The 14,507-nt window shown below is 73.3% G+C and carries 12 protein-coding genes and 1 tRNA gene; 9 read left to right on the forward strand and 4 right to left on the reverse strand.

Annotated features, from left to right (window positions below):
* Window positions 1-13 precede the first annotated feature (13 nt).
* The 4 genes from BDZ31_RS06005 to trhA all read left to right on the forward strand — a co-directional run bounded on the left by BDZ31_RS06005 (window position 14) and on the right by trhA (window position 3,851).
* On the forward strand, window positions 14-859 hold the full coding sequence (locus BDZ31_RS06005; RefSeq protein WP_183339945.1) for an ATP-binding cassette domain-containing protein: 846 nt from the start codon (window positions 14-16) through the stop codon (window positions 857-859).
* Window positions 856-2,085: a sugar ABC transporter permease gene (locus tag BDZ31_RS06010; protein ID WP_183339946.1), complete on the forward strand. Its 1,230-nt coding sequence runs from the start codon at window positions 856-858 to the stop codon at window positions 2,083-2,085. Before BDZ31_RS06005 ends, BDZ31_RS06010 begins: the two co-directional genes overlap by 4 nt.
* Window positions 2,086-2,176: 91 nt before the next feature.
* Window positions 2,177-3,076: a homocysteine S-methyltransferase family protein gene (locus BDZ31_RS06015; RefSeq protein WP_183339949.1), complete on the forward strand. Its 900-nt coding sequence runs from the start codon at window positions 2,177-2,179 to the stop codon at window positions 3,074-3,076.
* An 88-nt stretch (window positions 3,077-3,164) separates the two neighbouring features.
* Window positions 3,165-3,851, forward strand: a complete 687-nt coding sequence (trhA, locus tag BDZ31_RS06020) for a PAQR family membrane homeostasis protein TrhA (protein WP_343075528.1) — start codon at window positions 3,165-3,167, stop codon at window positions 3,849-3,851.
* A 54-nt stretch (window positions 3,852-3,905) separates the two neighbouring features.
* Here trhA and BDZ31_RS06025 read toward each other — a convergent pair whose 3' ends face one another.
* Together BDZ31_RS06025 and BDZ31_RS06030 are read right to left on the reverse strand one after the other, a co-directional pair.
* Window positions 3,906-4,379, reverse strand: coding sequence for a hypothetical protein (locus BDZ31_RS06025; RefSeq protein ID WP_183339951.1), 474 nt, complete (start codon window positions 4,377-4,379; stop codon window positions 3,906-3,908).
* A 121-nt stretch (window positions 4,380-4,500) separates the two neighbouring features.
* Complete coding sequence (locus BDZ31_RS06030; protein WP_183339953.1) at window positions 4,501-7,449, reverse strand: helix-turn-helix transcriptional regulator; 2,949 nt, start codon at window positions 7,447-7,449, stop codon at window positions 4,501-4,503.
* A gap of 63 nt (window positions 7,450-7,512) precedes the next feature.
* Between BDZ31_RS06030 and BDZ31_RS06035 the strand changes: the two genes are divergently transcribed.
* Together BDZ31_RS06035 and BDZ31_RS06040 are read left to right on the forward strand one after the other, a co-directional pair.
* The gene (locus tag BDZ31_RS06035) at window positions 7,513-8,508 is read left to right on the forward strand and encodes a glucosyl-3-phosphoglycerate synthase (protein WP_221242823.1); all 996 of its coding nucleotides are present in this window, start codon (window positions 7,513-7,515) and stop codon (window positions 8,506-8,508) included.
* Window positions 8,509-8,793: 285 nt separating this feature from the next.
* Window positions 8,794-9,543, forward strand: coding sequence for a hypothetical protein (locus BDZ31_RS06040; RefSeq protein ID WP_183341034.1), 750 nt, complete (start codon window positions 8,794-8,796; stop codon window positions 9,541-9,543).
* A 158-nt stretch (window positions 9,544-9,701) separates the two neighbouring features.
* Here BDZ31_RS06040 and BDZ31_RS06045 read toward each other — a convergent pair whose 3' ends face one another.
* Both BDZ31_RS06045 and BDZ31_RS06050 read right to left on the reverse strand, forming a co-directional pair.
* Window positions 9,702-11,726 carry a penicillin-binding transpeptidase domain-containing protein gene (locus BDZ31_RS06045; RefSeq protein ID WP_183339955.1) on the reverse strand — a complete coding sequence of 675 codons (2,025 nt, stop codon included), beginning with the start codon at window positions 11,724-11,726 and terminating at the stop codon, window positions 9,702-9,704.
* A 67-nt stretch (window positions 11,727-11,793) separates the two neighbouring features.
* Window positions 11,794-12,486, reverse strand: a complete 693-nt coding sequence (locus BDZ31_RS06050) for a YceH family protein (RefSeq protein WP_183339957.1) — start codon at window positions 12,484-12,486, stop codon at window positions 11,794-11,796.
* Between the two features lie 83 nt (window positions 12,487-12,569).
* On the opposite strand from BDZ31_RS06050, the gene BDZ31_RS06055 reads away from it, so the two are divergent.
* The 3 genes from BDZ31_RS06055 to BDZ31_RS06065 all read left to right on the forward strand — a co-directional run bounded on the left by BDZ31_RS06055 (window position 12,570) and on the right by BDZ31_RS06065 (window position 14,292).
* Window positions 12,570-12,872, forward strand: a complete 303-nt coding sequence (locus tag BDZ31_RS06055) for a hypothetical protein (RefSeq protein ID WP_183339959.1) — start codon at window positions 12,570-12,572, stop codon at window positions 12,870-12,872.
* Between the two features lie 22 nt (window positions 12,873-12,894).
* Entirely contained in the window at window positions 12,895-14,094 is a 1,200-nt protein-coding gene (locus BDZ31_RS06060; RefSeq protein ID WP_183339961.1) for an aminopeptidase, read from the forward strand.
* 108 nt (window positions 14,095-14,202) lie between these two features.
* Window positions 14,203-14,292 (forward strand) — tRNA-Ser (locus BDZ31_RS06065).
* Window positions 14,293-14,507 lie beyond the last annotated feature (215 nt).

The following is a 14,507-nucleotide window of genomic DNA, read 5'->3' on the forward strand; positions in this document are numbered from 1 at the left end:
CACGCATGAACGGATGCCCGACATGACCGCGACCGAGACCGCTACGACGACGCCGCTGCTCGAGCTGCGTGGTGTCAGCAAGAGCTTCGGCGCCGTCCAGGCGCTCTCCGGCGTCGACTTCGACATCCACGCCGGAGAGGTCGTCGGACTGGTCGGCGACAACGGCGCCGGCAAGTCGACGCTCGTGAAGGTCATGTCGGGCATCCACCTGCCCGACGCCGGGCACTACCTCTTCGAAGGGCGGGAGCGGAAGGTCTCCGGCCCCAACGACCCGTACGCCTTCGGCGTCGCGACCGTCTACCAGGACCTCGCGCTCTGCGACAACCTCGACGTCGTCGCCAACCTCTTCATCGGCCGCGAGGAGATCTCCAGAGGGCCGGCCGCGCTGATCCGCGAGCTCGACGAGCCCGAGATGGAGAAGCAGGCCGGCGAGCTGCTCAGGACCTTCTCGATCAACATCCCGTCGCTGCGAGCCGAGGTCGGGACGATGTCCGGCGGCCAGCGCCAGTCGATCGCGATCGCCCGCTCGCTCGTCGGCGACGCGAGGGTCGTGCTGCTCGACGAGCCGACCGCCGCGCTCGGCGTCGCTCAGACCGCCCAGGTGCTCGCGCTCGTCAGACGGCTGCGCGAGCAGGGGCTCGGCGTCGTGGTGATCTCCCACAACCTCGCCGACGTCTTCGAGGTCTGCGACCGCATCTACGTCATGCGGCTCGGCAGAAAGGCCGGCGTCTACCAGGCCGCCGACTCGACGCCGGAGGAGATCGTCGGCGCGATCACCGGCGGCAGAGGAACCGTCAGAACGCAGGCCGCCGCGGCCGCGGCGCAGGCCGGCGACGACGGGGAGGAGGCGACGCGATGAGCACCACCGCCGCACCCGAGACGCAGCCGACGCCGTCGCCGCCGTCGCGCGAGCCCTCCGGCGGGCGCTTCGGCTTCATGCAGCGCTTCGGCGCGGGCGAGCTCGGCTCGCTGCAGGTGATCGTCGCGCTGATCGTGATCTGGACCGTCTTCACGATCGCCAACGACCGCTTCCTCACCGCCACCAACCTCGTCAACCTCTCGCTCCAGATCGCCGGCATCGGCCTGATCTCGGTCGGCGTCGTGATGGTCCTCCTGCTGGGCGAGATCGACCTCTCGGTCGGCATCGTCTCCGGTCTCTGCGCCGCGGTCATGGCCGTCCTCAACGTCCAGCACGGCTGGGACCCGTACCTCGCGATCGCCGCCGGCCTCGCCGTCGGCGCGGCGATCGGCATCTTCCAGGGGACGGTCGTCGTCGCCTTCGGCATCCCGTCGTTCGTCGTCACGCTCGCGGGCCTGATCGGCTGGCAGGGCGCGCTGCTGTGGGTGCTCGGCGACACCGGCACCGTCAACCTCACCGATCCGAAGATCATCGGCCTCGCCGGCACCTTCTACGGCGGCACGACCGCATGGATCATGGGCGCGGTCGTCGTCGGCCTGTTCGCGCTCGCCTGCCTCAACGCCCGCCGGCGCCGGCTGAAGGCCGGCGTCCCCGCCGCCACGCCGCTCGTCGTCGCACTGCGCGTCGCCGGCGTCGCGCTCGTCACCGCCGTCGTCATCGCCGTGCTGACCGACGACCGCGGCGTGCCGCTTGCGATCCTGATCCTGATCGGCGCGGTCGTGCTGTTCGACTACATCGTGCGGCGAACCCGCTTCGGGCGTCACGTGCTCGCCGTCGGCGGCAACGAGGAGGCGGCCCGCCGCGCCGGCATCCACGTCAGAAGAGTCCGCGTCGCCGTCTTCATGGTCGCCGGCACGATGGCCGCGTGCGGCGGCATCGTGCTCGCCTCGCGCCTGCTGGCGGTCAACCAGGGCTCGGGCGGAAGCGACCTGCTGCTGCTCGCGATCGCCGGCCCGGTGATCGCCGGCACGTCGCTGTTCGGCGGCCGCGGCACCGTCTGGTCGGCGCTCCTCGGCGCGCTCGTGATCGGCTCGATCTCCAACGGCATGGACCTGCTCGCCTTCCCGTCGTCGACCAAGAACATGGTCACCGGCGCGGTCCTGCTGGCTGCGGTCATCGTCGACGCGACGGCCCGCAAGCGGCGGAGGCAGTCCGGGCGGGTCTAGGCGCGTCGGCCGTCGGCTCGCCAGATGACGCTTGCTTGATACACCAAAGAACGGGTAGTCATCCCGCCCTCGGTGTGGGATGCTCCCCGCCATGCTCCGAGAGCTGGTCGATGCCCGGGTCCCGATCCTCGCCGGCACGGAGATCGAGAGCGCGCTCGCGTCCCGTTGCGGTGACAAGCTCGATCCCCGACTGGACGGTGCCGGCCTGCTCGGCGCCGAGCCCGGCCGGGAGGCGCTGCGAGCGCTCTACGCCGAGCACGTCGACGTCGCGTGGCTCCACGGGCTGCCCGCGGTGGTCGGCACGCCGACCTTCCGCGCCAGCCGCCGTCACGTCGAGCGCGCACGGTGCGGCGGCGAGGCGGTGCGACGGCTGAACGCCGAGGCGGTCGCGCTCGTCGACGAGGTCCGCGCCGCGGGCGAGCACGAGCCGGTCTTCGTCGCCGGGGTCGTCGGGCCGCATGGAGACCCCTACCAGCCCGGCGATGCGCTGGCCTACCGTGCCGGCGCCGAGTACCACGCGGAGCAGGTCGCCGCGCTCGTCGACGCCGGCGTCGACCTGCTGGTCGCACGGACCTTCCCGTCGATCGAGGAGGCGCACGGCGCCGCGATCGCGATGTCGACCGCGGGCCTCCCGTACGCGGTCGACTTCGTGCTCGACGACCGCGGCCGCCTGCTCGATCGGACGTATCTCCACGCCGCGATCACGCGGATCGACGAGTGCGTGGTGCCGGAGCCGGCGTACTACTCGGCCTCGTGCCTCCACCCGGCCGTCGCGCGCACCGCGCTCAACAACCTCTTCGTCTCCTCCTCCAGCGCCGCCGCGCGGTTGCGCGAGGTGAAGGCGAACGCCGCTGACGCACCCGAGGCGTTCGGAGCGGCGATGCACCGCCTCGGAAGAGACTTCGAGATCCCCATCCTTGGCGGCTGCCGCGGAGCCAGCGCACAGCACCTGACAGCGCTCGCGCGTCGGCTCGAGGCACGCGCCGCATAGGAACGGGGTAACGGAGCGGGACGCGCGCCACCAGCGCCCGGCGCGCGTTCTCGCTGCCCTCATACCGCCGCGCGGGTACCATCGGAGCGTGCGCGACGACCTGATCGAGACGGTCCGCGGCGAGATCGCCGAGCTGGCTGCCAAGCGGCCGAAGCTGCGCGGGGTCTCGCATCAGTGGGCGGCCGTCGCAGCACTGGTCGCCGGAGCGCTGCTGGTGTGGAGAGCGCCGACCGGTCGCGCCACCTTCGTCGCGGTCGTCTACGCCGTCTCGATGGTCGGCCTCTTCGCCGTCAGCGCCGTCTATCACCGCATCACGTGGCGCCCGAACGTCCGCCGCTGGATGCGCCGGCTCGACCATTCGATGATCTACGTCTTCATGGCCGGCAGCGCGACCCCGGTCGCGCTGCTCGTCGTCGGCGGGACGCTCGGCACCATCCTGCTGTGCGTCGCGTGGGGCGGCGCCGCGCTCGGCGTCGCGCTCAACCTCGCCTGGATCGACGCGCCGAGAATGCTGAAGGCGATGGGCTACGTCGCGCTCGGCTGGGTCGGCATCCTCGCGCTGCCGAAGATCGTCTCGGTGCTCGGCGCCGTGCCGACCGCCCTGTTCCTCGGCGGCGGGGTCTTCTACACCGTCGGCGCCGTCATCTACGCCAAGCGCCGACCCGACCCGGTGCCGAGAATCTTCGGCTACCACGAGGTCTTCCACGCGCTCGTGATCCTCGCCGCGGCCGTCCACTTCGTCGCCGTCGCCGGCTTCGTCGTGCCGCGCGGCTGAGCGCCCGGCGCGATGACGTGCGTCGGGGCGCCGGGCGCGTCGCCGATGACCGAGTCACGGGCTGCAGGTCGGGATGCCAAGCGCCGTCGCGGATCTGCTGGCTGCGGACACCGCACGGACGTTCTCTCTCCCGGCTCTGATCGCCTCCGATCTCGTTCCCTCCGCGAGCGTCGTCGCCAAGCCGCTGGTCTGGTCTCGTACGACCTCCAGTCGCTCGATCAGCTGCTCGAACTCGGCATGCTGCGCGGCTGGCGGGCTCAACGCGGCCAGCCGCGTGATCCGTTCGTCCTGTATCTGCGCTGATCGCTGGCCCCACGCCGCGAACTCGGACGTTCTGGTCGGGGGCCTGTCTGCGCGGATTCTCGCGCCCGTCGCTCTGCAGATCGCGTTTGCCTGGGATCTGAACGCCGCCGGCGTCAACGTTCCCGCTGTGGTCTTGTCGTCGTCGGAGCTGGAGCTCCCGCATCCAGCCGCGCCGGCAGCGACCACGATCGCGACCATCCCGGCCGCGAACCGCCTGCTCCCCATGGTTCCCCCTCTCGGATGATGAGCCTGGCTACTCTAGCTTCAGGCTTGGCGATGATGTGAAAAGAGGTGCGGCCTGTGGTCGGTTCCCATCGCCGACCTTCCCGTTCCGCCTCCGCGCCGCTCAGCCCGCCGCGTCGAGCCCCAGCCGGTGGGCGACCGCCGCGGCCTGGGTACGCGTGCGGACGTCGAGCTTGGCGAGGATGCGGGAGACGTGGACGCTCGCCGTCTTCTCGGCCATGAACAGCGTCGAGCCGATCTCGCGGTTGGTCGCGCCGGCGGCGACGAGGGCGAGCACCTGGCGCTCGCGCGGGGTGAGGCCGAAGGGGTCGTCGTCATGCTCCGCGTCCGCGGTCGGCGCGGGTGCCAGCGGCAGGCGCGCCCGCGCCGCCAGCGCCTCGATCTCGCGCTCCAGCCATCCCGCGCCGAGCGCCCGCGTCACGACGACCGCGTCGGTCGCGGCGCTCGCGGCCCGGGTGCGGTCGCCGGCAGCCGCGGCCGCCTCGGCCTCGCGCCAGCGCGCGTAGGCGCCGAAGTACGGACGCTCCAGCTCGTCCCACGCCGCGGCGGCAGCGGACCACCGCTCCGGATCGTCGACCCCGCGCGCCCGCGCCTCCTCGGCCCGTGCCGATCGCAGCTCGGCGACGAGCGGCGCCCGCTCCAGCTCGGCGCCGGCCTCGACGCGCGCGAGCAGCAGCTCGCAGCGCAGCAGCGCCTCGCGCTCGGCGGCGACATCGTCGCGGTCGCGCGCCTGCTCGGCCGCGTCGGCCTCGACCCGCAACCCGACGCTCGCGACGCCGGTCACCTGCGTGATGTCGTCGGAGCAGAACTCGATCCGGTCGAGCGCCTCGTCGACCGCCGCGCGCGCCGCCGGCAGATCGCCGCTGCGCCGCTCCAGCTCGGCCCGCAGCGCGCCGAGCGGCCCGAGGAACTGCGGCTCGGTCGCGTCCTCCGCCTGGAGGGCGGTCGCGTCGAGCTCGGCGCGCGCGGTCTCGTGGTCGCCGAACGCGAGCGCGAGCTCCGCTCTGCGCAGGCGCCGGTGCATCAGCGTCGTGCCGTAGTGGCGGCGGTCGAGGCCGGCGAGGTCGCGCGCGGCGCCGTTCCAGTCGCCGATCGCGATCGCGTACTCGACCGCGTCGAGCGCGAGCCAGTCCATCTGCCGGCCGAGCGGCACCAGCTCGTCGCGCCCGCGACGGGTCGTCTCCAGCGCCTCGCGCGTCCGTCCCGTCGCGTGCAGGACGTCGGCGAGGTTGCCGTACGCGGTGCCGGTCTCGTCCAGCAGCCCGCGCTCGCGCGCGATCGACAGCGCCTCGCGCAGCCGCGCCTCCCCGCCCGCCGCGTCGCCGAGGCCGACCAGCGAGATCCCGAGCGCGTTGCGGACGCGGCTCGCGACCGCGTGGTCGCCGGCCGCGTTCGCGAGCGCCAGCGTCTCCTCCGCCAGCTCGACGGCCTCGCGGAAGCGCGACTGGAGCATCCGCGCCCGCGCCTTCGCCGCGAGCAGCGCGATCCGCTCGGCGCCGCGGTCGTCGGCCGGCAGCAGCGTCAGCGCGCGGTCGATCGTGGCGATCGCCGCCTCCGGCTGGTTGAGGTGCCACTGCGCCCGCGACAGCCCCTCCAGCAGCATCGCCGCCCGCCGCGGCTCCTCATGCTCGGAGACGAGCGACAGCGCGTGGCGCAGCAGCGCCTCCTGGCGCTGGAAGTCGCCTTCGCCGTCGGCGACGAAGGTCGCGGCGCGCACGAGCAGGTCGACGCGGTCGAGCCCGGCCGGCCGCTCTCGCTCCGGGACGCGCTCCCACAGCTCCAACGCCCGCTCCAGCAGCGCGGCCGCCTCGCCGAAGGCGTTGACGCGCTCGGCCGCCGCCGCGGCGCGGACGCTCGCGGCGAGCGCCGCGGGCTGATCGCCGGCATGCAGCCAATGATGGGCGACCTGGGCCGCGAGATGGGCGTCGGGACTCGCCTCGGCGGCGAGGCGCTCCTCCAGCGCCCGCGCCAGCGTGCGATGCAGCTCGGTCCGCTCGCCGGGCAGCAGGTCGTCGAGCAGCACCTCGCGCAGCAGCGCGTGGCGGAAGCGGTAGCGGTCGTCGTCGCCGGTCACGACGATGTGGCTGGCGACCGCCTCGCGCAGCGCATCGCGCAGCTCGCGCTCCTCCAGCGCGCTCGTCCGCACCAGCAGCTCGTGGTCCATCGGCGTTCCGACCAGCAGCCGCAACAGCTCCTGCGCCGGCTGCGACAGCCGCTCGATCCGCACCATCAGCGCATCGCGCAACGTCTGCGGCAGCGCTCCGCGGCCGTCGAGGCCGGCGGCGAGGATCTCCTCGGTGAAGAGCGCGTTGCCCTCGCTGCGGACGAGCACGCGCTCGACCAGCTCGGCGTCCGGCGCCGAGCCAAGGATCTCGGCGAGCTGCTCGGTCAGCTCCGCGCGCGTGAACGGCGCGAGCTCCAGCCGGCGCGTGCGCGGGTCGCGCTCCAGCTCGGCGAGCAGCGGTCGCAGCGGATGGCGCCGGTGCAGCTCGTCGGAGCGGTAGGTGGCGACGACCGCGACCCGCTCGGAGCAGAGCGTGCGCGCCAGGAACATGAGGAAATGGCGGGTGGAGCGGTCGGCCCAGTGCAGGTCCTCGATCACGAGCAGCACCGGCCCGTCCTCGCCGAGCCGGTCGAGCAGCTCCAGCAACGCCTCGAACAGACGCGCCTGCGCGGCGCCGTCGGCGTCGGTGCGGGCGGCGCCGAGCGCCGGCAGGATCGCGGCCAGCTCGCCGCGCAGCGCCGGCGGCAGCGCGTCGACCGCGGGGTCGCCGTCGCGCACCAGCGGGCGCAGCGCGCCGACCAGCGGCGCATACGGCAGCTCCCCCTCGCCCAGCTCGACGCAGTCGCCGCTGAGCACCCGCGCGCCGTCGTCGCGCGCGCGGCGGATCAGCTCGTTCGCGAGCCGGGTCTTGCCGACTCCCGACTCGCCGGCGACGAAGGCGAGCGACGGGCGACCTGCCCCGGCATCGCGCACGACCGCTTCCAGCTCGGCAAGCTGCGCGGCGCGCCCGACGAGCCGGGCGCTGGTCATGCGCGTCGTCGTCGCCATCACGCTCCATGGTGGCACGCGATCCGGAATTCAGGCGGGCGCTCTGCTAGGTTCGCCTCGCCAGTGACCTCAATCAGTACGCAGAAGCAAGTCGAGCGTTGGCTCGCGCGCCGCAGCTACCGATCGGAGGACTATCCGCTGCGGCGGCTGGCGGAGCTGCGCCGTGCCTCGGACGCGGCCGGCCGCGGCGGCGTCAGCGTCGTGCTGCCGGCGCGCGAGGTCGCCGCGACGATCGGGTCGATCCTCGACTCGCTCGCGGCGCTGAGGGAGGCCGGCGTGGTCGACGAGCTGGTCGTCGTCGATGCCGCTTCGGCCGACGGCACCGCCGCGATCGCGGCCGAGCATGGCGGCCGGGTCGTGCAGGAGTCGGAGCTGCTGTCAGCGCACGGACCGGCCCGCGGCAAAGGGGACGCGCTGTGGCGCTCGCTCGTCGCGACCGCCGGCGAGGTCGTCGTCTTCGTCGACGCCGACACCGAGAACTTCGACGACCGCTTCGTGCGCGGCCTGATCGGGCCGCTGCTGGAGGAGTCGGCCGTCGCATTCGTGAAGGGGGCCTTCCGGCGGCCGTTCAAGCTCGGCGAGACGACCGTCCCCGACGCCGGCGGCCGCGTCACCGAGCTGGTCGCGCGTCCGCTGCTCAACCTCCACGTGCCCGAGCTGGCCGGCTTCCGCCAGCCGCTGGCCGGCGAGTTCGCCGCCCGCCGCGCGCTGCTGGAGCAGCTCCCGTTCCCGGTCGGGTACGGCGTCGAGATCGCGACGCTGATCGACGCCTACCGCGTCGCCGGCCTCGACGCGCTCGCGCAGGTCGACCTCGGCGAGCGCCAGAACCGCCACCAGCCGTTGCGGGCGCTCAGCGCGATGGCGTTCGCCGTGCTGATCGCCGCCGAGCGGCGCGTGCGCGCCGACTCGCTGGCCGCGCTGCCCGACGCGCGGCCGATCGCCTTCCCGACCGCCGACGGCGTGGAGCTGCGCACCGTCGCCGTCGAGGAGCGGCCGCCGCTGGCGCAGGTCCGCGCCGCGTCGGGGCCGGAGGCGGCCGGCGAGGGGCGCCGCTCGTAACCGCTGCACCGCCTCGCGTGAGGCCAGACATCCATGGAGCGCTGGGTGGCGATCTGTGGAATTTCGGCAAGCCGCTCTTGACAGGTGTGTCTGCAGGTTTTTAGGGTTGCGATGCACTTGTCAGGTGTGCGACGTTGCGCCTGAAAGAGTGCAAGCGCAAGGCGGCTCAGGGGGACGTGCCGGTGACCGGGCACGCGCGTTCACACTTGCCCGGCCTCGAATCGCCTGCGAGCAAACGACCGACTGCACGTGTGGAGAGCGCGTGCGAGAAAGGTAGGTGCTTGCATGAAGTTGACCAAGCGTCTCGTCGGGCTGGGCGCTGGCGCCCTTGCGGCGGCGACACTGCTCGGTTCGGGTACCGCGGCTGCGGTATTCCCGGACTTCACCGGTTGTCAGACAGCCGGCGCGTTCGCCTGCATCGACATCCAGTCGAGAGACGGATCGATGACGATCAAGGGCACGACCGTGCCGATCGGCGAGTCGCTCGCCATTCGCGGCGCGCTCTCGCCGACCGCCGAGTTCATACCGCCGGCCGGCACGACGGGCATCTTCTCGAGACCGATTCAGGTGCCCGGCGGCTTGCTCGGCATCGACTTCCCGATCCCGGGCAACGCGGTGACCGCGACGACCGAGCTCGCGGGGCCGGTCTCGTCGGTGAGAATCAACCCGGGCACGCTCGGCGTCGCGATGCCGATCAAGCTGAAGCTCAGCAATCCGATACTCGGCCCCTGGTGCCACATCGGATCCAACAGCGATCCGGCCAACCTCAACATGATCATCGGCACGACGAATCCGCCGCCGCCGAACACGCCGATCAGCGGCAGAAAGGGCAGAGCGTCGTTGGTGAACGGCGACACCGCCGTGTACGACGACAACGTCAACGTCGACAACTCGTTCGCCGTTCCCGGCGCGTCGGTCTGCGGCATCGGCCTCGGCCTCGTCAACACGCTGATCAACGCCAAGCTGCAGATTCCGTCCGCGGCCGGCAACAACACGCTCATCATCGTCAACGACGTGGCGTTGAAGGTGCTCTGACAGACGACGCTCACGCCATCGTCAGATGGTTTCGTGACCGCCTGCGAACGCAGGTCGAGGCACGCTCCGGGAGTCCGACTCCCGGGGCGTGTCTGTCGTTTCGGCGCACATCCTCGCGGGTGCTGCGGGGCCGCGACCGCCGAGGAGTCGGCGAGGCGTCAGCCGGAGGAGGACGAGGCGGCGAGCGTCTCGGGCGTGACGCCCTGGTCGATCGCGCTGAAGAAATCCTCGGCGATCGGCGCGGCGACCTCGCCGCCGGCGCTGCCGCCCTCGACCAGCACCGCGACCGCGACGTCGTCGCGATAGGCGACGAACCAGGCGTGCGTCGGGAGCGGGTCGCCTCTGCCGTACTCGGCCGTGCCGCTCTTGCCGTGCGGCTCGCCCGAGAGGTAGGCGAGCGCCGTGCCGGTGCCGGAGGTGACCACCTGCCGGGTGAGGTCGCGCAGCTGGTCGACGATCGCCGGCTGCAGCGGCGTCCCGTCGCTTCTGGGGGCGTCGGAGACCAGCCGCGGCGCCCGCCAGCTGCCGTCGGCGACGGTCGCGATCACGCCGGCCATCCCGAGCGGGCTGGCGAGGATCCGGTCCTGGCCGATCATCGCCGCCGCCGTCGCCGCGGTGTCGCGCGGCTCCGGCACCTGGCCGCCGTAGGCGGGGACCGGCAGGTCGAGTCTCTCGCCGAGGCCGAACAGCCTTCCGGCCTCGGGCAGCGCGTTCGGCGCCAGCCTGTCGGCGAAGGAGACGAAGGCGGTGTTGCACGACTCCGCGAAGGCGTCGGCGAACGGCTCCTCGCCACCGCCGCCGCCCTCGAAGTTCTTGAACTCCCGCCCGCCGACGTTGATCGTCGTCGGGCAGTCGACGGTCGTCTCGGGCGTCACGAGCCTGCCGGCGAGCAGCGCCTGCGTCGTGACGATCTTGAAGGTCGAGCCGGGCGCGTACTGGCCGTCGAAGGCGCGGTTGAAGCTGTCGTCGATCGGCCGGTTGGCGACCGCGAGCACGTCGCCGCTCGACGGCTGGACCGCGACGAGCGCCGCTCTCTGGTCGTCCTCGAGTGTGCCGAGCGCCGTCTCGGCGGCTGCCTGCACGTTGGCGTCGAGCGTCGTTCTGAGGTTCCTCGATCTCTCGCCGGCGACCGACAGCAGCTCGTCGGTCGGGGCGCCGTCGACGCGGATCACGACGGCGCGGCTGGGCGTGCCGGCGAGCTGTCGCTCGAACGCCGCCTCCAGGCCCCACTGGCCGCCCGCGTCGCCGACGGCGTAGTCGCCACCGAGTCTTCTCAGCTGCTCGGCCGACAGCTCGCGCACGTCGCCGAGCAGCGCGCGGCCGAAGGCGCGCGTCGGCGCCAGCTGCGCGGTCGCGTCGAGCACCTTGATCCCGGGGATCGCGCTGAGGGTCGCCGCGACCGCGTCGTAGTCCTCGGGCCGCAGCGTGATCGCCTCGACGAACTGCTGTCTGCCGCCTCCGCGGATCGCGCGCTCGAACGGTCTCGGGTCGATGTCGACGGCGGCGGCGATCGCCTGCGCCGTCGCGGCCGGGTCGCTGATCTCGCCGGCGATCACGCCGACGCGCTTCACGTCGCGCTCCTCGACGAGCGCGGCGCCGTTGCGGTCGAGGACCTTGCCGCGCCGCTGCGTCTCGCGCACGGTGCCGAGACGGGCGCCGGTTCTCAGCCGCGGGTGGACGACGGTCGGCGCCCATCGCACCGTCCAGCCCTGGCCGGGCAGATCGGTCAGTGTGACGGTCGTGGCGTATCTGAACGGGCCGATGCTCGGGATCCGCCACTGCATCGTCACGCGCGCTCTCGCCTCGCCGCCGGACTCGCTCACGTCGCCGGCCCGCGCGGCCGTCAGCCGCGCGCCGTCGAGCCCGGCGCGGTTCGCTCTCAGCGCGCCGATGGCGCGGGTCGGCGAGTCGGTCAGTCTCGCCGCCTCCTCGTCGTCGCCGCCGCTCCAGGCCGCGAGGAAGGCGTCGAGCCGCTTGTCGGGCGTGTCCTCGTCACCACCGCCGCCGAACAGCGCCAGCCCGGCGAGCACGACGATCAGGACGACGCCCAGCCCGAGCGCGCCGAGCGCCAGCATCCGGGCCTGTCTCGACGGCGGCTGCGGCTCGCGCGAGCGCGGGCGCGCCGGCGGGCGCCGGGGCGGCTGGTGCGGGAGATGGCTGCGTCTCGGTCGGCGCTCGTCCACGTCAGCAGGCTAGATGATCGATTCCGCCTGGCGCCGTCCGCGCGCTGCTGCGGGCCGGGCTCGCCCGCTACTCGCCGAGCGACTCGCGCAGCGTCGCCAGCTCGCCGCGCAGCTCCGCGAGCTCGCGCTCGAGCGCCTCGATCCGGCTGACGAGCGCGGGATCGGGCGGCGCGGGGGCTGCCAGCGCGGCCGGCGCGGCCGGGGCCGCGGCGGCCGGCTGCGGGGTCGCGGCCTCGGCCGTTTCGGGCGCGGCGGCGCTCGCGGCAGCGTCGTCCTGGTCGCCGCCGAGCAGCTGCTGGAAGCGCTCCTCCTTCTGCCCCGGCCGGCGGGCGAGGCGGGCGACGAGCTCGCGCTCGATCAGACGGTCGAGCGTCTCCTGCACCGCGGCGAGGTCGCCGAACGGGTGGAGCCGCTCGCTGCGCTGCTTGAGCTCGCCGGGCGTCTGGGGTCCGCGCAGCATCAGCACCGCCAGCAGCGCGATCTCGTCGGGCGCGAGAGCGAGCGCCTCGTCGAGCAGGTGGCGGTACTTCGCGGCGCGGCTGCCGTGACCGCTCGCCAGCCGCGTCCACCCGCGCCGGTAGGTCCGCTGCAGCGCGTCGCGGATGACCGCCTCGTCGTATTGCACGACCGGGTCGCGGTTGGTCGACTGGTTGCACGCGAGGCGCAGCGCGTTGAGCGAGAGGGGATAGGCGTCCGGCGTGGTGCGCTGCTTCTCGATCAGGCAGCCGAGCACGCGGATCTCGACGGCATCCGGTTCCATGCGCGGGAGACTACGGCAGCGGTGCGCCGCCCGAGCGCGGACGTCGCGCCGTCGCAGGCTCCGGATCGGTAGCGTTCCGGGAAATGGCTCGACGTGCGCTCCCACTTCTCCTGATCGCGGCGCTCGCGATCGGCGGCTGCGCCTCCGGGACGCCCGCCGACCTCGACGCCGACCAGAAGCAGGCGCGCGTCGAGCTGCTGAGAGCGGCCGGCGAGTTCGACGACCACGAGCTGGCCCGGTTCTGTCCCGGCCTCTACCCGAGAGACTTCCTCACCAACGAGGACGACTACCCGAGAGAGGACGAGGACCACAGAAACCCCAGAATCACGCCCGAGCTGAGAGCGCTCGCCGGGCAGGCCGGCTGCGACGTCCCCAGTCCCGAGTAGCCGGCCCGACGCGCCCGCCCCGATGGACGACGCCACGACGCTCGAACGGCTCGCGGACCTGCTCGTCGGCTTCGGGGCGAACGTCCAGGAGGGGCAGATCGTCGCGGTCAGCTCGGAGATCGGCAAGGAGCCGCTGACGCGCGCGATCGCCGCCAGCGCCTACCGCCACGGCGCGACCTTCGTCGACGTCGCGTACGCCGACCCGTACGTCCGCCGCGCTCGGATCGAGCACGGCAGCGACGCCGCGCTCGGCACCGTTCCGTCGTGGTACGGCGAGCGGATCCTGAGACTGGGCGAGCAGCGCTGCGCGCGGATCGCGCTGACCGGTCCGGTCGCGCCGGGGCTGCTGGAGGACCTCGACCCGGGGCGGGTCGGGCGCGACAGATCGCAGGCGCTGCGCGAGGCCGGCAAGGTCATCAACGACCGGACGACCAACTGGACGATCGGGCCGTGCCCGACGCCGGGGTGGGCGACGCTGGTCCATCCCGAGCTGGAGCCCGACGCGGCGCTCGCGAAGCTGTGGGAGGAGATCGTCCACGTCTGCCGGCTCGACGAGGACGATCCGGTCGCGGCCTGGAGAGCGCGGATGGCGACGCTGGTCGGCGTCGCCCAGCGGCTGACGGACGCGCGCTTCGACGCGCTGCGCTTCGAGGGGCCGGGGACCGATCTGACCGTCGGCCTGCTGCCGAGCTCGAGCTGGATCAGCGCGGCGTTCGAGACGGTCGACGGGATCGCCCACGCGCCGAACCTGCCCTCCGAGGAGGTCTTCACGACGCCCGACCCGCTGCGGACCGAGGGCACCGTGCGCGCGACCAAGCCGCTGCTGGTCGGCGGCGCGACGATCAAGGGGCTGACGGTCCGGTTCGAGGGCGGGCGCGCGGTCGCGATCGACGCCGAGCAGGGCGCCGACACGCTGCGCGAGCTGACGCGCCACGACGAAGGCGGCGCCCGCCTCGGCGAGGTCGCGCTGGTCGACCGCGAGGGGCGGATCGGCCCGCTCGGCACCGTCTTCTACGACACGCTGCTCGACGAGAACGCGGCCAGCCACGTCGCGCTCGGCCGCGGCTTCGACTTCGCCGTCGAGGAGGGTGACCTCGAGCGCGTCAACGACAGCCTCGTCCACATCGATTTCATGATCGGCGGCGACGACGTCGACGTCACGGGCGTGACCGCCGACGGCGCGCGCGTCCCGGTGTTGCGCGGCGGCGCCTGGCAGCTGTGAGCCTTGGGCCCGTCGCGCCGCTCGCGCTCGCCCGCCGGTCCTCGTTCCACGCGCATCGCCGAGCGCGGCGAGCGCAGGGCCTGTACCCTTCCCTGGCCGCACATGCACGGAGAGGTGCCGGAGCGGTTGAACGGGCGCGACTGGAAATCGCGTAACGGGGGTCAACCTCGTTCGAGGGTTCGAATCCCTCCCTCTCCGCTCAGCGCGTTACGGGGCGTCTCGCGTCGGAAGGCGATCTGAGGCCGCGCCCGCGGGATCCCCGAGGCGACCGCGACGGAACCGGCCGGCGCGACCGCTCGTGAGGCCGCGCCGGCGTCGGTCCGTAGGGCAGCCGCGGGCGCCCCGGTCCGCAAAGGGGAGATCGAACCAGGGCGCCCGGTCGCGGCTCGTCGGCGCGCCCGCGTGCGTCCCGC

It is taken from the genome of Conexibacter arvalis, from assembly GCF_014199525.1.
Taxonomy (GTDB): domain Bacteria; phylum Actinomycetota; class Thermoleophilia; order Solirubrobacterales; family Solirubrobacteraceae; genus Conexibacter; species Conexibacter arvalis.